Source organism: Dyadobacter jiangsuensis (assembly GCF_003014695.1).
GTDB classification, from domain to species: domain Bacteria; phylum Bacteroidota; class Bacteroidia; order Cytophagales; family Spirosomataceae; genus Dyadobacter; species Dyadobacter jiangsuensis.
Genome location: NZ_PYAS01000001.1, coordinates 705,008 through 728,835 on the forward strand (window position 1 = coordinate 705,008; position 23,828 = coordinate 728,835).

16 protein-coding genes are annotated in these 23,828 nt (G+C 53.2%); 9 read left to right on the forward strand and 7 right to left on the reverse strand.

The annotated features are described in order from the left end of the window. Window positions 1–101: 101 nt before the first annotated feature. The 8 genes from CLV60_RS02630 (at window position 102) to CLV60_RS02665 (ending at window position 13,710) form a co-directional block, all read left to right on the forward strand. Window positions 102–2,045 carry a T9SS type A sorting domain-containing protein gene (locus tag CLV60_RS02630; protein WP_106593807.1) on the forward strand — a complete coding sequence of 648 codons (1,944 nt, stop codon included), beginning with the start codon at window positions 102–104 and terminating at the stop codon, window positions 2,043–2,045. 53 nt (window positions 2,046–2,098) lie between these two features. Further along, window positions 2,099–3,412, forward strand: coding sequence for a hypothetical protein (locus CLV60_RS02635; protein WP_106593808.1), 1,314 nt, complete (start codon window positions 2,099–2,101; stop codon window positions 3,410–3,412). A 429-nt stretch (window positions 3,413–3,841) separates the two neighbouring features. Beyond that, a complete protein-coding gene (locus CLV60_RS02640; protein ID WP_106593809.1) occupies window positions 3,842–4,444 on the forward strand; it encodes a DinB family protein in 603 nt (200 codons plus the stop codon). A gap of 209 nt (window positions 4,445–4,653) precedes the next feature. Then, entirely contained in the window at window positions 4,654–5,214 is a 561-nt protein-coding gene (locus tag CLV60_RS02645; RefSeq protein ID WP_106593810.1) for an RNA polymerase sigma factor, read from the forward strand. 175 nt (window positions 5,215–5,389) lie between these two features. Next, window positions 5,390–6,604, forward strand: coding sequence for a FecR family protein (locus CLV60_RS02650; protein ID WP_106593811.1), 1,215 nt, complete (start codon window positions 5,390–5,392; stop codon window positions 6,602–6,604). 205 nt (window positions 6,605–6,809) lie between these two features. After that, a complete protein-coding gene (locus CLV60_RS02655) occupies window positions 6,810–9,755 on the forward strand; it encodes a TonB-dependent receptor domain-containing protein (RefSeq protein ID WP_106593812.1) in 2,946 nt (981 codons plus the stop codon). Window positions 9,756–9,861: 106 nt separating this feature from the next. Next, window positions 9,862–12,750 (forward strand): PQQ-dependent sugar dehydrogenase, encoded by a 2,889-nt coding sequence (locus tag CLV60_RS02660; RefSeq protein WP_229210783.1) that lies wholly within the window; start codon window positions 9,862–9,864, stop codon window positions 12,748–12,750. A gap of 18 nt (window positions 12,751–12,768) precedes the next feature. Continuing rightward, a complete protein-coding gene (locus CLV60_RS02665; RefSeq protein ID WP_229210784.1) occupies window positions 12,769–13,710 on the forward strand; it encodes a sugar phosphate isomerase/epimerase family protein in 942 nt (313 codons plus the stop codon). A gap of 79 nt (window positions 13,711–13,789) precedes the next feature. On the opposite strand, the gene CLV60_RS02670 is transcribed toward CLV60_RS02665, so the two are convergent. Genes CLV60_RS02670 through CLV60_RS02690 form a run of 5 tightly spaced genes read right to left on the reverse strand, consistent with a single transcriptional unit; the run spans window position 13,790 to window position 19,172 of the window. Then, window positions 13,790–15,523, reverse strand: coding sequence for an alpha-L-fucosidase (locus tag CLV60_RS02670; protein ID WP_106593813.1), 1,734 nt, complete (start codon window positions 15,521–15,523; stop codon window positions 13,790–13,792). A gap of 24 nt (window positions 15,524–15,547) precedes the next feature. Further along, window positions 15,548–16,807, reverse strand: a complete 1,260-nt coding sequence (gene fucP / locus CLV60_RS02675) for an L-fucose:H+ symporter permease (RefSeq protein ID WP_106593814.1) — start codon at window positions 16,805–16,807, stop codon at window positions 15,548–15,550. Continuing rightward, the gene (locus tag CLV60_RS02680) at window positions 16,804–17,160 is read right to left on the reverse strand and encodes an L-rhamnose mutarotase (protein ID WP_106593815.1); all 357 of its coding nucleotides are present in this window, start codon (window positions 17,158–17,160) and stop codon (window positions 16,804–16,806) included. The genes fucP and CLV60_RS02680 overlap by 4 nt, the downstream gene beginning before the upstream one ends. A 1-nt stretch (window position 17,161) precedes the next feature. Then, window positions 17,162–17,926 (reverse strand): SDR family NAD(P)-dependent oxidoreductase, encoded by a 765-nt coding sequence (locus tag CLV60_RS02685; protein WP_106593816.1) that lies wholly within the window; start codon window positions 17,924–17,926, stop codon window positions 17,162–17,164. 19 nt (window positions 17,927–17,945) lie between these two features. Continuing rightward, window positions 17,946–19,172, reverse strand: a complete 1,227-nt coding sequence (locus tag CLV60_RS02690) for an enolase C-terminal domain-like protein (protein WP_106593817.1) — start codon at window positions 19,170–19,172, stop codon at window positions 17,946–17,948. 279 nt (window positions 19,173–19,451) lie between these two features. On the opposite strand from CLV60_RS02690, the gene CLV60_RS02695 reads away from it, so the two are divergent. Then, window positions 19,452–20,330, forward strand: a complete 879-nt coding sequence (locus CLV60_RS02695; RefSeq protein WP_106593818.1) for a helix-turn-helix domain-containing protein — start codon at window positions 19,452–19,454, stop codon at window positions 20,328–20,330. 70 nt (window positions 20,331–20,400) lie between these two features. Here the strand turns inward: CLV60_RS02695 and CLV60_RS02700 are convergent, their stop codons facing one another. Together CLV60_RS02700 and CLV60_RS02705 are read right to left on the reverse strand one after the other, a co-directional pair. Further along, window positions 20,401–20,991: a hypothetical protein gene (locus tag CLV60_RS02700; RefSeq protein ID WP_106593819.1), complete on the reverse strand. Its 591-nt coding sequence runs from the start codon at window positions 20,989–20,991 to the stop codon at window positions 20,401–20,403. Between the two features lie 72 nt (window positions 20,992–21,063). Then, the gene (locus tag CLV60_RS02705) at window positions 21,064–23,784 is read right to left on the reverse strand and encodes a substrate-binding domain-containing protein (protein ID WP_106593820.1); all 2,721 of its coding nucleotides are present in this window, start codon (window positions 23,782–23,784) and stop codon (window positions 21,064–21,066) included. Between the last annotated feature and the right edge of the window lie 44 nt (window positions 23,785–23,828).

The window sequence follows — 23,828 nt, forward strand, 5'->3', positions numbered from 1 at the left end:
TCATTGAGCCAACCCGCTTTCTTTTATATCGCTTTTTGTAATGTAATAGTTACAAACTAATTTTGGTGATACTACTCATCCAACTCTATTCAGTTTGTTACATGATTGATTTTTTACGTTTTCTACGCTCAGGCCTGCTCGCCTGCGCGATTTTTTTTGCCCTGCCAATATTGAGCAAAGCCCAGGATTGGAAGCAGGTAACCAAACTGCTGGCAAGCAACGGTAACGGAACCTCAGCGGCGAGTGCTTCGATGGACTACGGGTATTCGGTCAGTATTTCGGGCAATTACGCCGTCGTAGGGGCTAGTTCCGACTATTATGATGCTTCGGGTCTGAACCCTGTACAATGGGCGGGCAGCGTATTCATTTTGTATAATGATGCCGGCGAATGGAAGCCTGTTAAAAAAGTAGTCGCACCTCAGCGGAGCAATTCAGCCATGTTTGGTTTGTCTGTTTCGATAAGCGGTGACTATATAGTGGTTGGAGAACCTGGTGAGCGCCTGGATGGAAACCCCAAAGGTTCGGTCCACATTTATAAAAAGGATCAGGGCGGTACCAATAACTGGGGATTTGTGAAAACAATCCGGGCGAGGGTAAGGAATATCGTCGACAACTTCGGCTCGCAAGTGGATATCAGCGGGAACTTCATCGTTGTGGCAACGCGTTGGGACGATCTGGATTCGGAGGACAATAATTCATTGGACGACGCAGGAGCGGCATTCATATACGAAAAGGATTTTGGCGGTACGGAAAACTGGGGACTTGTCAAGAAAATTACCGCCAATGTGAGGAGAGCCGCTCAGAACTTTGGAACATCGGCAGCCATTGATGGTGATCATATTGTCATTGGCGCTTATGCCGAGCAATACGACGGTGCCGAGCTCAACAAATTGGATCATGCGGGCGCCGCTTATGTATTCCGTAAAGATCAGGGGGGCGTCAATAACTGGGGACTTGTGAAGAAGATTACCCCTGTGAACAGGGCTGCAAGCGATTTTTTTGGTGGTGCGGTCGATATTTCAGGGGGCAATGTGATCATCGGGGCCATGTTGGAGGATGAGGATGCTAACGAGCTCAACAATCTCGCGGACGCGGGTGCCGCGTATATTTTTTCCAGAAATACCGGAGGGACCGATAACTGGGGACAAACGAAAAAGTTGACGGCCAGTCTTCGCCTGAGCAGCAGTCAATTCGGGGCTGTAGTGGCAATCTCCGGCGATTTCGCGGGTGTAGGTTGCCGCCTCGATAACACGGACGGCAACGGTGCGAATACATTGTATCAGTCGGGAGCTATTTTCTTGTTTGACAGAAATTTGAATGGGGCGGATAACTGGGGGCAGCTGCATAAACTTTCGTTGTCCAACCGCGTTTCATCGGAACAATTCGGCCGACAAGTGGCTATGAATGGAAGGTACCTGTTCGGCTCAGCCAGCGGTGCTGCCAAAGAAGCTTCTGACAATACTACGGTAGACTTTCCCGGTGCGGTTTATGTTTTTAAACAAGACCCACCACTCCCTGTAACCCTCGCCAGCTTTAAAGTTTCCAAAGTCGAAAACCAGGCATTCCTGCAATGGACGACCTCGGCAGAAACCAACACTTCCCATTTTGAGATACAGAAAAGCCTGAATGCGAAGGACTGGACGGCGATTGGGACGCGTGAGGCGGCGAAGGAAAGCAATGCGCTGCTCCACTACACGCACTGGGATAGCCAGCTAGCGGCAGGCAATGTTTACTACCGGTTAAAAATGGTGGATCAGGACGGCACTTTCGCGTACAGCAGCATCCGTAACTTGTTGGGGGAGAATGGGGCAGAACTGGTCGCGTTCCCTAACCCGGTAACTGAGAAAATTTTCATCAAAACAACCGATTCCAACCAGATTGCCGCCGTTGAAATCCGTAATACTGCCGGCCAGCTCGTGCACGAAACCGTCAAAATCGACGGTGAGGGCATATCAGTGGGCAAATTGGCGCCGGGAACTTACATTATTCAAATCCGGAATGCCGACGGAACATCGGTTGCCCGGAAGATAACCGTTAGCAGATAAGCGGCTGGCTGGCACGGATTTTCCGGTAGTGCAGGCAGTCCCCCGAATAACTTATGCCTACAAGAAATATCCTTGCTTTGCTTGCGACGCTGCTACTGATCGTAGCCGCCCGTTTATATTTTGTGGGAACCTTTGGCGTCTCATTGCCCTACTGGGACCAATGGGATGCCGAAGGTGACTTCCTCCTGAGGCCGTGGATCGAAGGCCGGCTGAAACTTCGGGAGCTTTGGCAGCCGCACAATGAGCACCGCATTTTCCCTACGAGGCTATTTTCGCTCCTGATTTTCAATTTCACAGGAGTTTGGGACAACCTCATCGAGGCACGGGTGAATATCCTTTTGGCTTCCTGCATTCCAGCGATGATCCTGCTGTTTTTAATGCGCCAAAAGGCATTGCACGGCCCTCGCTGGCTGATACTGATCGTAATCATCGCCCAGTTTTCATTGCCTTTCTCCTATGAAAACCTGCTGGTGGGTTTCCAGAGCCAATTCTATTTCCTGATCATTTTCACACTTTTGGCCATCATTTTGGCCACAACTTACCCGGATAGCCCGGTAGCGATGGCTGGTGTGGCGGTATTGTCGTGGCTGAGCGTGCTGACGATGGGTTCGGGCATTATTACTCCCATTGCCGTGGCGGGTGTGTATGTGTTACAGAGCATTCAAAAACGGCAAATCAACAGGAAGCAAGTCTTGCTGGCTGTCTTGCTTGCAGGCCTCGCGGCGGCAGGATATTCCATTATCCCGCAGATTGAAGCGAACCATATTTACCGCGCCCGCAATCTTTCGGACATGTGGAATGCCTTGCAGTTGATATTGGCCTGGCCGGTATTAAAAAGCTGGCCCGCTGCGGTTGTTTTGTGGATACCCGGCTTGGCCATGGTTCCCTGGCTCCTACGTACGCGTGCGCTATCCCGTGCAGACCTGTTCATGGCCGGGTGCGTAATGTGGTCACTCGCGCAGACGCTCGCGATCGCGTACGGGCGGGGGCAGTCGATGGGCAGCGTATCGTCGCGCTATACCGAGCTGTTCACGATCGGATTGATCGGCAATGCCTGGTTTGCGGTGCGCTTCATGGAGGCTATGGTTAAAAACCGGCGCATTGTCTGGCTCGGGGCGGTGTTTTTCGTGGTATTCGTCTGGGGGCACATTTCCCGTTTCGAGCACGACATGAAAAATGTACACGAATCGTATGGCAATTCCCTGAAACAGGAATCGAATGTACGTAAATACCTGAAAACCGGCGACCCGTCGGTGCTCGTCCAGCCTCAGTTCGAAATTCCTTATCCCGATTCGATCCGTCTGCGAAGCCTGCTTGATAATCCGACGATCAGGCCTATTCTGCCGAGTTATTTGAGTCGTGAATAGAGGAGGAAAGGGAGGAAGGGAGGAGTCGGAAATATTCGGATCAGAATCGCGTAGCGATGCAAGATAGGTAGCAAATGTATATGCAAGAATCCACATCAAATCCCGTCAGGGATGCAACAACATCTCGGGCGAAAGCTGCGGCGATGCTCGGTTGTTACATGCCCAAGGGCATTTGGTGGCCATACATGCGCGGCGTTTGCTACCAATATTACATGCCTGACGGCATTTGTTAAGAAACCTTCGACCGCCCGGCGGCCCGGTACGCTCAGACTGACATTCCTCCCTTTCCTCCTTTCTCCCTTTCAAACCGTAAAATCATCAAAACCCCGTAAATACCCCCTAATTCTCTCCGTAGGATAATCAAAATTGCCATACCCTGTAAAAAGAAATAGCATTGTGCCCGAATTAGGGTTTTACCAAACAAAGGCTATGAAAATCAGGACACTTTTTACAATGGTTTGGCTCTGCGCGGCCGTACAATGCTTTGGTCAGGAAAAACTCTGGACAGCGGCCGACAAACAGTACACGATCGACCAGCTGGTCCGCACACGGGACGCAGTGGTGAAGGAGACCGAAAACCTCACGCCGGAACAATGGGCATTCCGGGAGTCGCCCGATCGTTGGTCCATTGCGCAAGTGGTGGAGCATTTGGCGCTCTGGGAAATCATCTGGTTCAGGGAGCTCAGCATTGGTACCCGCAACAAACCGCAGCCGGAACTATTGAAAACCTCCCGGCCCGACAGCTATTACCAGGATTTTATCATGGAGCCGAATCCGCACAAAGCAGCAGAAATTGCCAAGCCCACCGGATTTATCAAAGGAAAGGACAACCTGACTTTCTTCCTCCGCGGACGGGATCAGAGCCTGGGTTTCGTACGCAGTAGTGAGGTCGATATGCGGGCCATTTTCGAATTTACAGCTACGCCCGAGCCACGTAACATGCACCAGGTGCTGATTTACCAATGGGGCCACACCGACAGACATTTGCGGCAGATCGCGAAGGTGAAGAGCCACGCGTCGTATCCGCGGTAGGTGGGGGGAGGAAGGGGAAGAAAGGGAGGAAGGGGAAGAAAGGGAGGAAAGGGAAGAAGGGGAGGAAGGAGCCTCTTCCCTTTCCTCCATCCTCCCTTTCCTCCCTTTCTTCCATCCTCCGTTCTCTCTTTCTCCCAAAAATAAAATTGTTTAATTATATAAAAAGGCGTAGGATTGTAGTCCCGATAGAACAGACGTACCTCTCCTGAATGCAATCCCATCCCGAAAACAATGCTGATGACGCCGACTTGTGGAAGTTGTTTCGTGCGGGGGATGATGAGGCTTTCGGGCAAATAGCCAGACATTACTACAAAAGCCTTTTCAGCTATGGATCCAAGTTCTCCCGTGACCGTGAGTTTGTGAAAGACTGTATCCAGGACCTTTTTATGGAACTCTGGGCCAAGCGCGAGACGATCGGGGACACGGCATTCGTCAAATTTTACCTCCTCAAATCGCTCCGCCGGAAAATTTACCGGGAAAGCCAGCGCCAGCAATGGATCAGCGAGGGCGAAGAGCTCGATTTTTCCGCCCAGGCCATCGGCGACGCGTCCATCGAAGAGCATATCATCGAAATCGAAACCAACGAGGCGATGCTCAAAACCCTCAACCAGCAAATCAACCTCCTTACCCGCCGCCAGCAGGAGGTAATCTACCTTCGCTTTTTCGAAAGCATGGATAATGAGGCGATTGCCCAGGTGATGGGGATCTCCCGACCGGCGGTTGCCAACCTGCTTTACCGTACTATTCAGGAGTTAAAAGACCGGTTATAGCCGCACCTTGCTAAATCGCGTAGCGATGTAATATTGGTAGCAGATTAAATGGGACCAATGTTTCATGCCTGACAGCATTTCTCTATCCTCTCTTTCGCTCTTTAAAAAAAAATCGATTTTTTTTGATTATTCCAATTCACCCCCTGCCTATGTATAATTAGAAAACAATTATAACATGGATCAGTACCAGGAATACACGCTTGAAGATTTCGTCCTCGACGCCCGCTTTCAGGGCTGGGTGCGGCATCGGGGAGCTGCTGACGCAGTATTCTGGCAGCAATATCTCGATGAGAATCCTGCTCAGGCAGAGGATATTCAAAGCGCCCGCAAATTGCTCGACCGCGTTTACAGGCATTACCGCACCGATATCGACGAGGCGGAGATAGACCTCGAAATACAAGGGCTTCTGGAACGCGTGAGAGCGGAGAAAAGACAGATGGGGGGAAGGAGAATGGAGGAAAGGGAGGATGGAAGATGGGAGCCAGGTATTGTCAGTGAGTCAGGTGTGGTCATTGAGTCTGAGATTGAGTCAGGTGTTGTTGAGGAAGTGGGGCGGGTAGTGCCGCTTCGCCGGCCGTGGCATGCGGGTATTTGGGTGAAGGTGGCGGCTTGCGCGGTGTTGGTGATCGGGTTGGGATGGGTTGGATGGCAGTATTATTGTTTCAATTGCGGCTACAACGGGCTGGTTTCGGGGAAGGAGCTGGTGGAGCGGGTGAATACCTCGGAGAAACAGCAGGTCATCAAACTGACCGACGGCACGCAGGTAGTGCTCTATCCGCAATCCCGGTTGAGCTTCGCTGAAACATTTCCGGCCGACCAGCGTACTGTGTACCTGTCGGGCGATGCGTATTTCCAGGTCGCCAAAGATCCGAAAAGGCCATTCCTGGTGCATACCACGGACCTGGTGACCAAAGTGCTCGGTACCAGCTTCTTTGTCAGGGCCCGTGATGCTTCGGATAAAACCCTAGTTGAAGTACGCGAAGGAAAAGTGTCGGTGTTCAAGCAGAAAGAATTTGCGGCGCGCAGGAATGTGCAGTCCAAAATGCCTAACGGCATGGTGCTCACGCCGAACCAGAAGCTGATCTTCGAGCATGCGAGCAGCGAAATGCGCCGCACGCTCAGCGATAACCCGGAAATCGTGCCTTCCGATAACCCGAAAACATTTGAATTTGTGAATGCGCCCGCGTCCTCCGTGCTGACCGACATCGAGGAGGCCTACCAGATCGACATCATTTTCGACCGTGATGTCATGAAGGGATGCCCCGTAACGGCGTCGCTGGCCGGACAGCCGATGTTCAGCAAGCTGAGTATTCTCTGCGAGGTGATCGAGGCGCGGTATGAAGTGCTCGACGGCAAAGTCGTCATTTATAGTAAAGGCTGTAAAAGCTAGAAAACCCTTTTCAACCCATTCTAACCCCGGATGCCAATGCGTATATAGAAGAAAGTAACCACAAAAAAAGAGTCGGACAATGCTACCAACATGCCCGACCCTCATGAATCCCCATATTTGTTTTCGACCGCAAATACTATCCGTCCAAAGAAGGATAACGGGGATTGTTTTATCAAAATCTAACCTCAATAAAACAGTCAAATGTATGAAAGAAGCTTTTAAGTTTCAATTTATTTTCAGAGTCATGCGGATATCGCTGTGCCAGTTTTTACTTGTGGGATTGTGGGCGCTTGGTACAGCCAAGGCGACCGATGGCCAGGCGCAGGCGCTTTTGTCCAAAAAAGTGACCGTGGATATCCAGGAACAGGGGATCGAAAACGTGCTGGGAAATCTGGAAAAGCAGGTGAATGGAAAGTTTGTGTACAGCGCCAAAATGATTGGCAGCGACCGGAAAGTGAGTGTGAAGGCGGCGCAAAAACCACTCTATAAAGTACTGGATGAAACATTGAAACCGCTCGGCTTGCATTACCGGGTGACCGACAACCTGATCATCATCAGCCGGTCGGACAAATCGGCGGGCGGGCCTGCGACGAGCATTCGGAGCCGGGAGGCAGGGTATACCGTGTCGGGGAAGATCACCGACGTCTCGGGCGAAACGCTCAGCGGCGTAACGGTGATACTCAGCCACAACAATCTCGGCGTAGTGACGGACATTAACGGAACGTACAGCTTCTCCGACATTCCCGATGGTACTTACACGCTGAACGTCACCAGCATTGGTTTTACGGCGATTAAAAAGGAAATACAGGTGGCCGGCCAGGATGTGCAGCTGAATATCGAAATGAAGGACGACATTCTGCAATTGCAGGAAATCGTGGTGACGGGTGGTAATCCGAAGAAGAAAATCGAAAGCAGCGTGGCGATCACGACTATCAATAATAAAGACATTCAAACCCGCGCGCCGTTGAACAGTACCGACCTCCTGAAAGCGATCCCAGGTCTGACAGTGGAAAGTACTGGAGGCGACGGGCCCGGTAACGTGTGGGTACGCGGTTTCCCCCAGCAGGGCGGCTATATTTTCCTCGGGATCATGGAAGATGGTCTGCCGGTACTGCCGACGGGTTTCAACTCCATTCCTTCTGTCGATCAGTATTATAAGACCGATTTGACCATTAAGAATATCGAAGCCGTGCGCGGTGGTAATGCATCCATCGTGATGGCTAATACGCCCGGCGCGGTGATCAATAACCTGAGCTACACCGGTGCGGATAAAACTTACGGCAAGTTTAAGGCTACTACCGGCCTTTCACAGGGCCTCTACCGCCTCGACGGTAACGTCGGCGGCAAGGTAAGCGACCAGATCCGCTACAACATCGGCGGCTTCTTCCGCACCGATAAGGGCATTGTTCCTCCCGGCTACACAGCCAACCAGGGTGGTCAGTTGAAAGGCAATATGACTTTCAATTTCAAAAACCAGAAAGGCTTCGTGCGGGTTTATGGTAAGTATCTCAATGACAAGGTACAATGGATGCTGACGAGCTTTTATCCTTACGACGGAACGGGCAAGCCTACCAAAACCGATAATTTCGACATGGTAACCCAGTCGCTGGCGACGGTGGATACCAAGTTCAGCTATACCGACGCCAATGGCGTGACGCGCAACTACGATTTCGCCGACGGCATCCACACCAAGCAGGGCGCGGGCGGTTTCCAGTTCAACTACCTGCTCGATAACGGCTGGGAAGTGAATAACAATTTCCGCTACCAGCACACCAACCGCACGGTGACCGCGGGTATTCCGGCAAGCATTATAACCTACAACGGATCGACACCTTATTATTACCTGGATGGCTCAGAGGCCGGTTTGAAAGCGGGAGACCGGATTGTGAATGTGACCGGCATCGGCCAGCAGGGTAAGGATGTGCAGATCGTGGATTACCTGGATTTTAAGAAGTCGATCAGTAACCATAATGTAGGCTTCGGCGTGGGTATTCACCAGTTCAACCGCAACGACGGCCCGAACTATAATTTCTCTTACCAGCAGGAGTTTAAAGAAAATCCTAAAAGGCTGCTGACCTCGCCAACCGGTGCGAAAATCACGGCTACCAACCTGGCTACGGTCATCGGCGATACGCGTACATTGTCTGCCTATGCATCCGATGAGATTACTTTGAACCCCAAATGGCGCCTCGACCTCGGTGCGCGCATCGATAACCAGAATGTGGATGGAAAACGTCCGTTCTACGCATTCAAAGCCGACGGCACGCCGGATTATACCAAAGGTGCCGGTCTGACGATCGCGGGTTATACCGATTACTCCGAAACGATCACCAACTGGGCGGCCACCGCAGGTTTGAACTACAAAATCAACAACGAAGCGGCGCTCTTCGCGCGTGCTACCCGTGCCTATAATGCGCCTACGATCGCGGATTACAACGCTACCGCGTACGATCCCGCGAAGATCAAGAAACGTCCTGTGTACCTGGGTGAAGTGGGGGTGAAGTATGCAAAAAACGACTTTTCACTGTTTGCTTCTGCCAGCTATTCCGCGATCAAGAATGTGTCGTTGTCCATCACCGTGCCGACCATTTCCTCAGGTAACCAGGTACTCGTCGCATTCGGCTCAACCCGCACTTACAGCGCTGAGTTCGAGGCTTCTTACAAGCTGACCAAGGCTTTGAGCCTTCGCTGGACCGGTACTTTGCAGGATTCGAAATACACCGATTATACCGCGAACACGAACACCAACTCGGCTATCATGGCGATCCTGGGCGATACCACTTACAGCTTCACAGGCAAGCGTACCGAGCGTGTCCCGGTTTTCAATACTGAATTGTCGGCCACTTACGATTACAAAAAATTCAATATTTACCTGGCAGGAAACTACATCGGATCGCGGTTTACGTCTCCGAGCGACAGCTACAAGCTGCCGGCCTATGTGCTCATGAAAGGTGGCGCAGGTTACAACTTTACCAAGGCGATCAATGCCCGTTTCTGGGTGGATAACCTGCTCAATGCAAGGGTGTTGACGGAAGGCGATGTGCGCGGTGACCAGTTCCGCAACTTTGCCGCCGTGGAAAAAGGAACAATGATGCCGGGACGCACAATTCTCCCGAGGAGTTTTTGGCTCTCGTTGTCTTACGAGTTTTAATACTGATGGATGAAAGGAGGGTGGGGGAGCAATCCCCTGCTTTCCGCTTTTGATGCGCATTCAATGAAAGTCATATATTAAATGGTTCACTTTGATGTACATACCTATGCTCAAACCTATCCCGCGCAAAAGCCTCATCGCATCGGTCCGCTGGTCAGCCAAACTGATCACGGTTGCCGCCCTCGCTGCATTCACAATGCAGGACACTGTCACCAAACCTGACGAAAGCCGTTTCACGCCGGTAGTCCTGGCCGACAACCTCGATGAACCGATGGCATTCGAAGTGTTGCCCGACGGCAGCTCCTACATCATCGAGCGGAAGGGTACTTTGAAAAAATACAATCCGTCGACCAAAACGACCGAACTCATCACGACCATTCCGGTTAATACCAAGTATGTGAGCAAGGAAGGTGTTTCGCGTGAAGCGGAAGAAGGTTTGATGGGCATTACCCTTGATCCGAATTTTGCCAAAAATCATTGGATTTACCTCTATTACGCTCACCCGACCGAGAAAAAGCACATTCTCGCCCGTTGGGACCTGGTGGATGATCAACTCGTGGAAAGCACGAAGAAAGTGATGCTCGAAGTGACGACTCAGCGCGAAGTATGCTGCCATACCGGCGGCGGTATGACCTGGGACAAGGACGGGAACCTCTTCCTGACCGTCGGCAACAATACCGGCAACGACCGCGCCGCACAAACCGACGAACGCCCCGGCCGCGAAAGCTGGGACGACCAGGGACATGCGGGTAATACCAACGATTTGCGGGGCAAAATTCTGCGCATTCACCCGGAGGCGGACGGTACCTACACCATTCCCGAGGGTAACCTTTATCCGAAAGGCACTGCCAAAACCCGGCCGGAAATTTATTCGATGGGCCATCGCAACCCGTGGCGCATTTCGGTGGACAGCAAGACGGGCTACATTTACTGGGGAGAAGTGGGGCCCGATGCCAACGAGGATTCCGAGATCGGACCGAGGGGGTATGACGAGCTGAACCAGGCGCGTAAGCCGGGCAATTTCGGCTGGCCGTGGTTCGTGGGCAATGACCAGGCATTTCCGGTGTTCGATTATGCCAATAATAAACCCGGAGAGAAGAAAGACCCTAAAAATCTCGTGAACACTTCGCCGAACAATACCGGTTTGAAAGAGTTGTATCCAACGGCGCCGAGCTTCATTTACTATCCTTACGGCGTTTCCGAAAAATTCCCGCTCGTGGGCTCAGGCTCGCGCAGCGCAACGGGCGGCCCGGTTTACCACCGCTCCGATTTCAAGGCGCCGAAACGTCCGTGGCCGGCCTATTATGAAAACAAATGGATCGCCGCCGACTTCTCCCGCGGCTGGATCATGGCCATTACCATGAATGCGCAGGGCGATTATGAATCGATGGAACGCGTATTGCCAAGCTATCACCCGGTGCAGCCGATTGATATCAAATTCGGGCCGGACGGTGATTTGTATATTCTCGAATACGGAAGCAACTGGTTCCGGAAAAGCGATAATTCACGCCTGGTGCGTATCGAGTACAACGGCGGCAACCGTAAACCTGTGGTGGCAGCTTCGGTAGAGAAAAAAGGCGGAACTGTGCCGTTTGAGACGGTATTGTCGTCCAAAGGCACGAAGGACTTCGATAACGATGCATTGAAATACAGCTGGAAAGTGACCAGCCCCGGCGTGGCACCGAAGGTATTTACCAGCGAAAACCCGACGGTGAAATTCGATAAGGCGGGTGTTTACACCGCCACGCTCACGGTTACTGATTCCAAAGGGGCTAGCAACAGCCAGTCGGTGCGCATTATAGCGGGCAACGAGCCGCCGAAGGTAGCTATCAAACTGGACGGTAACAGCACGTTTTTCTTCCCGAACAAGCCGGTCGGTTACGCAGTGAGTATTTCGGATAAGGAAGACGGCAGCACCGCCGATGGCAAAATCAAGGCTAACCAGGTGGCTGTGAGCATCGACTACACCGCGGAAGGCTTCGACTACGCCGAAGTCGCCCAGAGCCAGCGCAGCGTCGATGCGACCACGCAATTTGCGGTAGCGCAGACACTGATGGGTAAAAGTGACTGTAAAGTGTGCCACCAGCCGAATACCAAGTCGGTAGGGCCTTCATTTGCGGACGTTTCCAATAAGTACAAAGCCGATCCCGGCGCATTGGACAAGCTTGTGAAGAAGGTACTGGAAGGCGGCTCGGGCGTGTGGGGCGAAGTGGCGATGGCCGCGCACCCGGCATTGCCTGTCGCAGATGCAGAAGTGATTGTGAAATATATTCTGAACAGCACCGAAAAGACGCTTTCGACTTTGCCGCTGGAAGGACAATACACCCCGCAGATCCCGAAAGCCGATAATGGCAAAGGCTCGGTCATCATTCGCGCAGCCTACACCGACCGTCCTGTGGGCACCACCAAGGCAGTACCCGCCCAAACCACCGAGGAAATGATCGTGCTCCGCAGTCCAGAACTCAATGCAGCCGAGGCGCCGGTGACCAAGGGCGTCGAAACCAAGGCATTGGGTGTGGCCGGACAAGGTTTTGCCGTAGTCGCATTTGAAAACAGCTACATCGCATTCCCGTCCATCGACCTCACCGGCATTGATTCCCTCGAACTCAACGCGGCCGCCCAACAACGTGAAGGCAGTGTGGGAGGAACCATCGAAATCCGCCTCGGCTCGCCGACAGGCACACTGATCGGACAGCAAAAACTGGCCGTTGCGAAGCCGGTGGATGTGGCTAAAATGATGGCTGAATTGGAAAATGGTGCCAAGAAAGAAGGTGCTGGTTCGGGCACCGCTTCGACGGGCTCGCCGGGGACTAATCCCGCACAAACGGCACCGAAACCTGCCCCGGCACCGCGTAACCGTTTCGCCCAGCCTCCGGTGCGCATAGCGCTGCAACCCACGACCGGTAAACAGGATATTTACCTCGTATTCCGGAATGCAGAAGCCAAGCCGATCGAGCCGCTGATGTCTTTCTCCAAAATCAAGTTTAAAAATTAACCTTAAAACATGGAAATAATGAGTAATACCATAAACAGAAGAAACTTCCTCGCCCGTGCGGGTGCCATGGCTGCCGGTACGCTGATGCTGCCTTCACTAGCCGAAGCAGCCCGTCAGGCAGGTGTAATGCTCGCCGACAAGCCGGCCGGTATCCAGCTTTTCACGGTTTTTGAAAAAATGAATACCGATCCCAAAGGCACATTGGAGCAGATCGCCAAAATCGGGTACAAGGAAATCGAATCCGCATTCAGCACGCGGGGGAAATATTATGGCTACGAGCCGAAGGAGTTCAAGGCATTGGTGGAAAGCCTCGGTATGACCTGGCGAGCGCACCACGCGCTGGGAGCGCCGTTTAAAATGCCTCCCGGCCGCAAGCTGCCCACCGGTTCCGACGGCAAGCCCATCACCATTCCGCCGATGAAAAACCTCCGCGATAACTATCAGGAGCTGGTGGACGATGCGGCCTCGGCAGGCCTGAGCTATCTCGTATGCGCGAGCACGCCCGTAGCCACGACCGACGAAATCAAGAGCTCTATTGAAGTTTTCCAGAAAACAGGGGAAGCCGCGAAAAAGGCGGGCCTCCAATTTGCTTACCATAACCACGCTACCGAGTTCGACCCGGTGGACGGCGGCAAAACGCCTTACGAACTTGTACTATCACAAACCGATAAGGACCTCGTGAAAATGGAGCTCGACCTCGCCTGGGCTACCAAAGCCAAAAAAGATCCGGTTGCATTATTCAAGGAGCATCCGGGCCGCTTCCCGCTTTGGCACGTGAAGGATATCAAGGCCGATTTGTCGACCATTACCGCGGTAGGAACCGGCGTGGTGGAGTTTAAACGGATTTTTGAAGCCGCGCAAATCGCCGGGTTGAAGCATTTCTTCGTAGAGTACGACCTGGCACCGGGCATCGAAACCGTGGAGACTTGCTATCAAAACTTGCAAAAAATCCTGGCCTGATAGTTTCAAGACCAGGATTTCAAAGCACACGTCAGTTTATCTGGCGTGTGCTTTTTTGCATTAGGGCCGTGTGTTTCGGTCAGGGAGCCGGAGGAAACAACTGGAACTCGTTCACCCCGAAATAGCCGTGGTAATCCTGGATGGCGAGTCGGAACTTCTGCGCTTTTACGGGGGCGACGGCCTTGTCCCAATCGCCCATTTTCGTGTCCTGCGCCAGCGAAACCCACTCATTGCCTTTTAAATACAATACTTCGAACTTTTTGATCTCCGATTGTCCGTATTTCGACTCGCCGAGCTTGATGCGGCCTACCGTCTCGGGCTTGCCCAGATCCACTTCCAGCCAGCCGGTCGGTTCGTACAGCGCCATGATTTCGGGCGACTGGTAATGCAGGTTTTTGCCATAATATTTCGAAAAGTCTACATCCTTCCGGCGCCCGATTTTCCATGCTGTTTTCGGATTGTCGTCAAATGCGGCCGAGGCATCGTGATAAAACTGGCCTACCGCGCTGGAAGCCGTGGCCTTGTGTGCGTAAGCGAGGGAGCCGGACGTAGGCAATGGCGCAGTCGGCGCGATGGTCGACGCATCTTTGTCGAGCGTCAGCACGGCAATGGTGGCGACCGGGTCGATTTTGCCGGAAGGGTAGCTGAGGCTGATGCTTTTATTGTTTTGGTTAAACTGAACGGGAGTGCCGTCGAGCAGCTTCGCACTCAATATTTTGGCTGGAATAGCCGGTAATGCGAGTGTGGTTTTTCCGGCATTCAGCAAATGGACAAATACCTGCTTGCCGCGATAGGAGCTTACATAATCGGGCGCCGGGGTGAACACGCCGCCTTTGGTGTTGTAAATCGCCATTTGGTTTTTCGCGATCCAGTCGCCCATTTCACGCGCCCTCGCGGCAAAATCAGCTGGGAACACGCCCGTACTGTCGGGGCCGATGTTGAAGAGCAGGTTACCATTGCCGCCTACGCAGCGGAGCAGGGTATGCACCGATTCTTTCAAATCGCGGGGCTTGTCGCCGAACCGCCATGCCCATTGATGGCCCATGTTGGTGCAGGTTTCCCAGGGTACTTTACCGTAGCCGGCCACAAAACCCTCGGGTGTTGCATAGTCGGCGTACCGGCCCACGTAGGCGTGCGACTCGTCCGGAGTGAAAGGTTCGAGGCGGTTGTTGATGATGATCTCCGGTTGAAGCTTACGTGCGAGGTCGTACACTTTCTTAGGCTCGACGGGCGTCGGCCAGCCTTCATAGTCGATCCATAGCAGGCTGATTTTGCCGTAATTGGTTAGCAGCTCGCGCACCTGTTCGAGCGCGCGCTCGGCGAAAACGCCGTTGGTTTGCGGGTTACGGCAATCGGGGTCCTTCCAGTCGGCTACGGAAAAATACCAGCCGATGGGCATATTGGCTTCATGCGCAGCCTGGGCGAGCTCCTTGCACACGTCGCGGCCGAAGGGCGTGTGCATGATGTTGTAATTGTTGGTTTTGGTGTCGAAAAGCGAGAAGCCGTCGTGGTGCTTGGCGGTGAGTACCATGTATTTCATGCCCGAAGCCTGCGCAAGCGCTACCCATTCTTTGGCATTGAAGCGGGTAGGGTTGAAATCGCGGTACAGCGAATCGTATCGGGCTTTGCCATATCCCTCGCGTGACCAGCTGATTTCCTTCCCAATGCGGGAAACCGGTCCCCAGTGTATGAAAAGGCCCATTTTTGCATCCTGCCACCATTTCAGGCGCTGTGCTTTGGGTATTTCGGTTTGCGAGAATCCGGGCAGGGTGAGTGCCGCCGACAGGAGTAATGTCAGTATGTTTTTTTTCATGATATTAAAATTCAAATCAATGCTTTAAACCTGCGTTGTGCTTGCCCGCTGTACTATCACATGACCTGCCCGGGCGTAATACACGAGGTAGATGTAGCATAATGCGGGTATTATGAATGCTTTTTGTATCCCAAAACCATCGGACAGCAGTCCCATGACGGGCGGTATTACAGCCCCGCCCACAATGCTCATGATGATCAGCGAAGAGCCGGTTTTGGTGTAAACCCCCAAATTCTTAATGCTGAGTGTGAACAGGATAGGGTACATGACCGAGGTGAACAACCCCACCAGCGCCAATGCATACACCGACACATAACCGGTACTCGTCATGGAAACGCCCACCAATATCAATGCAGCCACCGAGCAAAATGCCAGGATCAATGGCGGGTTGGCCTTGCGGAGCAGATATGCCCCGGCCAGTCGCCCGGTGAGCACCAATGCCATGTACAATGTGATAAACAATGCCGCGCGTTGCTCGGTAAGCCCCGGAATGCCCGATGCCTTTGCGTAGCGGATCAGGAAACTCACAATGCCCACTTCCGCGCCGAGGTAGCAGAACACGCCCAAAGCCCCAAGTACTGTATGGCGGAATTTCAGGACGTCGCGGATGCTGCCGGCATGGCCATCTTCGCCTGCTATTTTGGGTAGTTTAATAAAATATAGTAAAAGGCCTATTGCCAGAAACAAACCGCCAAGGCTCAGATAGGGCGTTTTGACCAGTTGGGCTTCGGCATTCAGGTACGTGCTCAGCTGCGCGGCATCGAACCCGGCGACGGTTTCGGGAGCCACTTCCGTGGCGTGGAGCAAGAAGCGGCTGCCGATGAAAGGCCCGAGCGTAGCACCCACCGAGCCCACTGCCGAGGCAAGGCTCAGCCGGCTCGAAGCGCGCTCAGGATCGCCAAGGACGGAAATGTAAGGTGTGGCGGTCACTTCCAGGAAGGTAAATCCGGCGGCCATGATGAACAATGCGCCCAGGAACAGCGGGTAGTAGCGGGTGTCGGCGGCGGGAAAGAACAGGAACGCGCCCGCCGCGGCTGTGAGTAGCCCGGTAACCATGCCCGCCTTGTAGCCGAACCGGCCGATAAACTGCCCCACGGGCAATGCCAGCAGGAAATACCCGCCAAAAAACGCCGATTGCACGAGCGACGATTGGAAGTCGGTAAGCTGGCAGGCCCGCTTCAAATGCGGGATCAGTACGTCGTTGATATTCCGGCTGAGGTTCCAGATAAACATCAGGCTCATCACGACCAGAAGCGGTACCACTACCGTTTTGCTGTTTTTCATTGCAGATGGTCGTTGAGTAAAAACACAGGTTTCATCACGGCCCAGTGCTCGCCGCGGACGGCTTCGGGGAGTTTTTGCTGGAAGCTGTCCATCCATGCGGCCCATTCGCTTTGTCGGGGCAGGGTAGTCATTTTGTCGAACGCGGTTTTGAGATCGGTCGCCTCGTCGTGCTCCACGATCATGAACAAATGCCGCCCGATGCGGTAAATCTGCATATCGGTAATGCCCGCGTCGCGGATCCCGGCCGGGATTTCCGGCCAGATGTTTCCGGGTGCATGATGGTGCTCGTACGACGCGATCAGCTCGGCGTTGTCGATCAGGTCCAGGGCCATGCAGGTTCTTTTTGTTGCCATATTATCTTCTGTAACCTAATTCCGCTCCGCCGCTCACCGGCATAATGCACCCTGTTACAAACCGCGCCGCATCCGAAACGAGGAACACGGCCACGTCGGCGATCACGTCGCCTTCGGGACAATCGCCGAGCGGATGGATATCGTCCAGGTATTGTTCAATTTCGTTTGTATTAGGCTGCTCGCCTGCCCATGTACGCAGCATGGGCGTCCACACGCCCGCGGGGCATACCGCATTCACGCGGATGCCGAACGGGGCATAATCCAGCGCCATAGCCTTCGTCAAAGCGCTCATTCCGCCTTTGGTAGCCACATAGGCCGCATGGTTCTCCTGGCCGATCGTCCCCACGATGCTGCTCGTATTGAGGATGTTGCCGCGGGTTTGTTTGAGGTGTTCCAGGCCGTATTTCGTGGTGTAGTAAACACTTTTCAGGTTGATTTCGAAAAGGCTGTCCCACTCGTCTTCGGAGGTTTCGTGCACCGGTTTCGAGGGGCTGGCAATGCCTGCATTGTTGTGGATCACGTGCAGGCTGCCGAATGCCGCTACTGTTTGTTCGATCGCGTTCTGAATATCCTCCTTCTGTCTTACGTCGCCTTGCCATGTGAGCAGTGCTTCATTGCCAAATTGCATTTGCAGCTCATTCAATGCATTTTCATCGCGGTCGAGCACGCTCACGCGGGCGCCTGCGCGGAGGTAGGCGGTTACGCATTCGCGTCCGATGCCCGATGCGCCGCCGGTGATGAATATCGTTTTGTTCGTCAGATTCATAATGCTGTTCCCGTTTGCGTCAGTCTTTCAAATCGCTGCTGCTGCCCGGTACCTGGGGCACCTGGTAATAGCCACCGGTAATCTCTGCCGGATGTACAAAATACGGCCGCAAATGCGGAATATGCTCCAAAAACAGATGCTCGTGACCCATGCCGATGTGATTGAACAGCACCAGGTGCTGGTGAATCTGCCCCATATCGCCTACATGCGGCACTACGGGAACGCCCATTTGGCGCGATAACAGGCTGATCGTGAGGAATTCCGACACGCCGCCGACACGTACCGCATCTACCTGGCAGAAATCCATTGCTTTGGCTTGCAAAAAGTTTTTGAATATTACTTTGTTAGGGATGTGCTCGCCCGTAGCCACTTTGAAGGGCGCTATGGCACGCGCAATGGCCTGGTGGCCGATCACGTCGTCGGGGTGCGTGGGTTCTTCGATCCAGAATGGGTTGATATCGCCCAGTTTTTCGCAGACATACAATGCCTGCGGCAGGTTCCATTTCTGGTTGGCATCAAGCATGATGGTGGCTGCGTCGCCGGCTGTCTGGCGGATCAGCGCCGCGCGGCGAATATCGCGCCCGGGATCGTCGGAGCCCACTTTGAGTTTCATGGCATTGAAACCGTTATCCATCGCCTTGCGGGTGTTCAGTACGATCTTTTCATCGGGATAGTTGAACCAGCCCACGGAGGTATCATACCCCTTGTAACCCGTTGAAAGAACGCCGGTACGCTCTTCTCGAGTCGGTAAATGCTTTTCGAGCAATGCAATGGCCTGGTCGCGGGTCAGTACTTCTTCGAAATAGCTGAGGTCGAGCGTATTCACAAGCTGTGCAGGCGTGAGGTCGAGCAGGAGCTGCCACAAAGGTACCTGCCGCGATTTGGCCCAAAGATCGTAACAGGCATTCACGACGGCCGCCAATGCAAGGTGTATCACGCCTTTGTGCGGCCCCAGCCAGCGAAGGGAGGGGGAATCGGCCATGCGCCGGTACTCATTACCGAAGTCGGCCATCAGTTCCTCGATTTCCCTGCCTTTTAATGCAACCGAAATATATTCAATGGCTTTGCATACGAGGTCGGTGCCTGCGCCGAGCGTGAATGCCAGGCCAATACCCGTAACGGGGGAGTCGGTGCGCAGGCAGCAAACGGCGTAGGCATATTTCGGGGTGGTGTGTGTAGCGTCTGAGCCGACCCCGTCGGGGAGGTCGAAGCGCTGGTCTCTTATTTCAATGGAGGTAATGTACATGTTATCGGGATGTCAATATGATACCAGTATTATTTTGGCTGGATTGTCGGGGTGAGTGAAATCGTAAGTGCTGGTAATAGTGTTTAAAATAGGCGCTTATCAGTGTTATATTTTAATGTAATGTTAAAAAGGGCTCAGGAAATTTGGATGTCAATTTTTTGCATACTTGGTTTGTTGCTGAATTTGTACAAAATTATGAGTGATAAGTCCTGTAAGTTAATGGCGGATTGATAACTTGTAGTACTATGTTTGCGTAACTTTTTGAAACTCCCTGACCCCATGAAAGCGACCTACACCCTGCTACCGGAATTTGCGCCCTCGCAGAAACCCTTTGTCGTTAAGAAGATCGCCAGGCCATATTTTTCGACCGACTTTCATTTCCATAAGGAATGCCAGCTGGTGTATGTGCTTTCCGGCTCGGGTACCCGCATCATCGGCCATTCGATCGAGCGGTTCGAGGAAGGCGATCTCACGTTCGTAGGCCCGAACGTGCCTCACGTCTGGTACAGCGAATCGAAACCGGACGAGCCGGCTTCCGAGGCCATTTCACTGGCACTTTATATTAATCCGGAAATTATTTGCGAGCATTTGAGCGCATTGACCGATACCCAGGAGTTGCGGCAGTTTTTCAGGGAATCGGAGCGGGGGATCCGTATTTGTGGAGAGAAAAGGGGCCTGATCATCCATATTCTGAAGCAAATGCATGCGCAGCAGCATCGCCATGTGGGAATGCTGGCGTCGTTCCTGCAAATCCTCGATCAGCTGCTCGACCCCGGGGAACTGGTGTGGCTCAATGTCCCGGATCCCATTACCAGCTACGCGAGCCAGACGTCCGGTCGCGTGCCTAAATTGATGCATTTCATCCAGCAGAATTTCAAGGAGGATATTACTCTCCAGCAGGCGGCATCGGTAGCCGGTTTGCAGCTGCATTCTTTTTGCCGGTTTTTCAAAACGCTTACCAACCGCACCTTCTCCGACTTTCTCAATGAGGTGCGTATCGGATTTGCCTGCAAGCTGTTGCAGCAATCGGATTTGCCCGTGACGCAAATTGCGCTGGAATGCGGTTATACCAATATTTCCTATTTCAACCGCTGCTTCAAGAAGATCAACAAGATGTCGCCCAAGGTTTACCGGAGCGCGAGTGTGGCTAAAAACTAAGCTACCCGCCAGGGATTGACGGGTAGCTATAAACGTTATTCAACATTGGCGGACTGCTCCGGCGTTGAACTTACAATGCTGAACTAACTAGGCTTACGATGCTGCCCAGTTGCTTCGACGATGCCGCCGCAGCCAACTTCGCCGCAGGACCTTTCTTGTCAAGCCCGGATACGGTTTTGGTAGCTTCGCCCAGCAATCCGTTCAGTTTCGTCTCGTTGGAGCCGCCCAAAATAGAGCTTCCCGCCTTGATCAGCCCGAGGCTGCTGGTGAGCCCTGCCGCATTACCCAATAGGCCCGATTCGCCTTTTCCGAGCAATCCGCTGATACGATTGGCGCCGATCAGCATTTTTACGGCGTTAACCACCTTGCCCAGTGCGCCGCCCGAGAGCTTGCCCGACGAAGCCAGCGGGATCATGCTTTTCAGGTCGCCAGCCTTGCCCAGCAGCTTGTCTTTCAGGCTGCCGTCGGAGGATTTGGCCTCTTTTTCCAAAGCAGAAACGCCTTGGGTAAGCGCATCGGCAGTGCCGGCTTTGTCCCCTTTTTGTGTCAATGATACTGCCTTGTCGAGCAGGCTTTCAACCGAAAGGCCTTGTGCAAAGGCATTGGATGCTCCTGCAAACAGAAATAATGTGGCTGCGAGAGAAAAGAGGAAACGTTTCATAGTGGTTTTAATAACAGATGTGTTTAAATGGGCGGCAAAATAGTATTTATCTGCGATACCACCACGCACGGTTCAGCTTTTAACCAGCCGCCAGTCTTTCGGTGACACGCCAAACCGGGTTTTGAAAACCGTCGAGAAATAGCTCTGCGAGGTAAACCCGGTCTGATCGGCGATTTCTGCGACGGTCAGATCGGGATTTCGGAGCAATGCGCAGGCTTTTTCGAGGCGGAGGTTCAGGATGAGGTCGTTGGTGCCGCCGCCAAGCAGGGCTTTGGTTTTGCGGAATAATTGCACGCGCGACAAGCCCATTTCCTTGCCGATGGATTCCACGGTGAGAGTAGGGTCGTCGAGGCGCGAGACGATGAGCGCGCGGAGCTCGTTCACAAACTTCTTGTCAAGGCGGGATAGACCGGTGTCGGTATCGCCGATATTCCGGCCGACTTGTGTGGACAGGAGCAACTGTCTGTTGGTCAATAGGCTGCGCATGCTTTCTTGTAAGAATTGGGGACTGAAAGGCTTGGTTACGTACATGTCTGCGCGCACCTGCATGCCCTCGACCTGCTGTTCAGCGGTATTTTTAGCGGTGAGCAGGATCACGGGAATGTGTGAGGTGCGCATATCGGCTTTGAGGGTGGAGGTAATCTGCAAACCGTCCATGCCGGGCAGCATTACGTCGCAGATCACCAGATCGGGGACGGTGTCGAAACATTGATCCAGCCCGGCTTTACCGTCGGTGGCAGTAATGATCTCGTATTGGTTTTGCAGAAGTCCCGTCATGAAACCGAGCAAGTCTTCATTATCCTCGATCACAACCACAGTCGGGAGGTCTTTACGCTCCGTAAGGTCGGTTTGGGTGGGCGTTCCGGCGCCGGTGTCCGTCCAGACCACCGATTTTTCCATGGTGTGGGCAGCTGGATCGGCAATATCTTCCGGTTGGAAATGGGCGTTTCCAAGCGGTAAGGTCACGGTGAAAGTTGCCCCTTCGCCTTTTTTGCCGTCGGCGGAGATGGTACCCTGGTGCAGCTCTACAAACTCGCGTGATAGCGGTAAGCCGAGCCCGGTGCCTTTGATGGAGTTTTTGCCCTGGTAAAACATTTCAAATGCGCCCGCCATATCGGCTTCGCTGAGCCCCGAGCCGTTATCCTGCACTTTGAAACTCACTTCGTCGGCCGCCTGACTGATATGAATGTAAATATGCCCCCAGTCGGCGGTGAACTTGAATGCATTCGAAAGCAGGTTGAATAACACTTTATCCATCATATCGCGGTCAAACCAGACGTTCAACCGGTTGATTGTGGTGATCAGCCGAAAATCAATCCTTCGTTTTTTGGCAACCTGTTCAAAGGGCAGCATTAACTCGCTGATGAATGCGACGATATCGTTTTGGGTAACCTGCAAGCGAATTTTGCCGCTTTCGATCTTGCGGAAATCCATGAGCTGGTTCACCAGCCACAGCAGCCGTTTTGCATTTTTTTGTACCAGCGAAAGGTTCTTTTTAACCGCCGGACTCTCGTTTTTTTGCCTCAAAAGCTCTTCCACCGGCGCGAGAATGAGCGTCAATGGCGTCCTGAATTCGTGGGAAATATTCGTGAAAAACCGGAATTTGGATTCCGTCGCTTCCTGTGCTTTTTCGGCGATGTCCTGAATGCGGTTGCGCTGGATCAGGATTTCGGTGTTTTTGGAATTCAGCTCTTTGTTGATCTTCTTGTTTTCGATCAGCGAATACAATGCGACCGACCCGAGGATGATCGAAACGATGAAGAGGCCGGTCATAACGTAGAGCAAGCCGCGCTGGGTGTGGTAAATTTCCAGCTGTTCGTCGATGCGCGCCTGCTGGCGTTCGATATCGTTCTGCTGGGAGATCATTTTGTCGGTTTGCATTTTGATCATCCGTACGTTCGACGAGTCGATAATGGCGGTTTGCAGCAGGTTTTCTTTCTGGTAAGGCTGTTTTTGAAGGATATTCATCGCTACCCGGGCCGCTTCCTCGCCGCCGGTAGGGTACAGGGCCGTGGCCGTAATGTGGCCGTCGAACACCATTTGAATATCCCCGAATTGCCCCGGCAAGCCGTCGACGCCGATCACCCGGATCTTGCGTTCGGGGAAGATTTCGTTACAAACCTCCCGCGCGCCCATGGCCATTACTTCGTTCTGGGCGAAAATGAGGTCGAGATCGGGAAAGTGCGGGAGGGCTTTGCGCAGTTCTTTTTTAGCAATATCCTTCTCCCATTGCCCATTCAATGTCGCCACACGCTGCATGCCGGGCCGGCTCGCGAGCGCGTCCACGAGGCCGCGGTGGCGGTCGGAGGCGGGCGAGGAGCGGGGCAGGCCGGTGATCTCGATCATCTTGCCTTTGCCGCCCAGCAACGTATTGGCATATTCGCCCACGGTCTTGCCTACCTGGTAGTTGTCCCCGCCCACGTAAGCCGTATAGTAGGGTGAAGAGGTTCGCCTGTCGACCACCACCACGGGAATGCCCTGCTTGTAGGCTTTTTCAATTACCGGCGTCAGCGGGTCCGACTCGTTGGGCGACACGATCAGCAGTTGAATGCCGCTTTTGAGCAATTCCTCGATCTGCTTCACCTGCACCGCGCTGTTCGCATGCGCATCCTTGAAAAGCAGCTTGGCATTGTTGTGAAATGCGAGCTCGCGCTGCATACCGTCGAGCATGGCACGCCGCCATTCGTCGTCGCCGGTACATTGGGAGAACCCGATGACATATTCGTCTCCCTGTTTTTCGGCACAGCCTGCAAACAACGTCAGCAACAGGAAAGCGATCAGCGCGAGTCTCATAGGATAAATTGTATTTCAAATATAATACAAAATAGCGCTGCCGG

Excerpts from the sequence above, each read along its gene's own strand:
- CLV60_RS02680 (WP_106593815.1), bottom strand. The coding sequence starts at position 17,160 with ATGGCAACAAAAAGAACCTGCATGGCCCTGGACCTGATCGACAACGCC.
- CLV60_RS02700 (WP_106593819.1), bottom strand. The coding sequence starts at position 20,991 with ATGAAACGTTTCCTCTTTTCTCTCGCAGCCACATTATTTCTGTTTGCA.
- CLV60_RS02705 (WP_106593820.1), bottom strand. The coding sequence starts at position 23,784 with ATGAGACTCGCGCTGATCGCTTTCCTGTTGCTGACGTTGTTTGCAGGC.
- fucP (WP_106593814.1), bottom strand. The coding sequence starts at position 16,807 with ATGAAAAACAGCAAAACGGTAGTGGTACCGCTTCTGGTCGTGATGAGC.
- CLV60_RS02630 (WP_106593807.1), top strand. The coding sequence starts at position 102 with ATGATTGATTTTTTACGTTTTCTACGCTCAGGCCTGCTCGCCTGCGCG.
- CLV60_RS02655 (WP_106593812.1), top strand. The coding sequence starts at position 6,810 with ATGAAAGAAGCTTTTAAGTTTCAATTTATTTTCAGAGTCATGCGGATA.
- CLV60_RS02690 (WP_106593817.1), bottom strand. The coding sequence starts at position 19,172 with ATGTACATTACCTCCATTGAAATAAGAGACCAGCGCTTCGACCTCCCC.
- CLV60_RS02660 (WP_229210783.1), top strand. The coding sequence starts at position 9,862 with ATGCTCAAACCTATCCCGCGCAAAAGCCTCATCGCATCGGTCCGCTGG.
- CLV60_RS02695 (WP_106593818.1), top strand. The coding sequence starts at position 19,452 with ATGAAAGCGACCTACACCCTGCTACCGGAATTTGCGCCCTCGCAGAAA.
- CLV60_RS02670 (WP_106593813.1), bottom strand. The coding sequence starts at position 15,523 with ATGAAAAAAAACATACTGACATTACTCCTGTCGGCGGCACTCACCCTG.
- CLV60_RS02645 (WP_106593810.1), top strand. The coding sequence starts at position 4,654 with ATGCAATCCCATCCCGAAAACAATGCTGATGACGCCGACTTGTGGAAG.
- CLV60_RS02640 (WP_106593809.1), top strand. The coding sequence starts at position 3,842 with ATGAAAATCAGGACACTTTTTACAATGGTTTGGCTCTGCGCGGCCGTA.
- CLV60_RS02665 (WP_229210784.1), top strand. The coding sequence starts at position 12,769 with ATGAGTAATACCATAAACAGAAGAAACTTCCTCGCCCGTGCGGGTGCC.
- CLV60_RS02685 (WP_106593816.1), bottom strand. The coding sequence starts at position 17,926 with ATGAATCTGACGAACAAAACGATATTCATCACCGGCGGCGCATCGGGC.
- CLV60_RS02650 (WP_106593811.1), top strand. The coding sequence starts at position 5,390 with ATGGATCAGTACCAGGAATACACGCTTGAAGATTTCGTCCTCGACGCC.
- CLV60_RS02635 (WP_106593808.1), top strand. The coding sequence starts at position 2,099 with ATGCCTACAAGAAATATCCTTGCTTTGCTTGCGACGCTGCTACTGATC.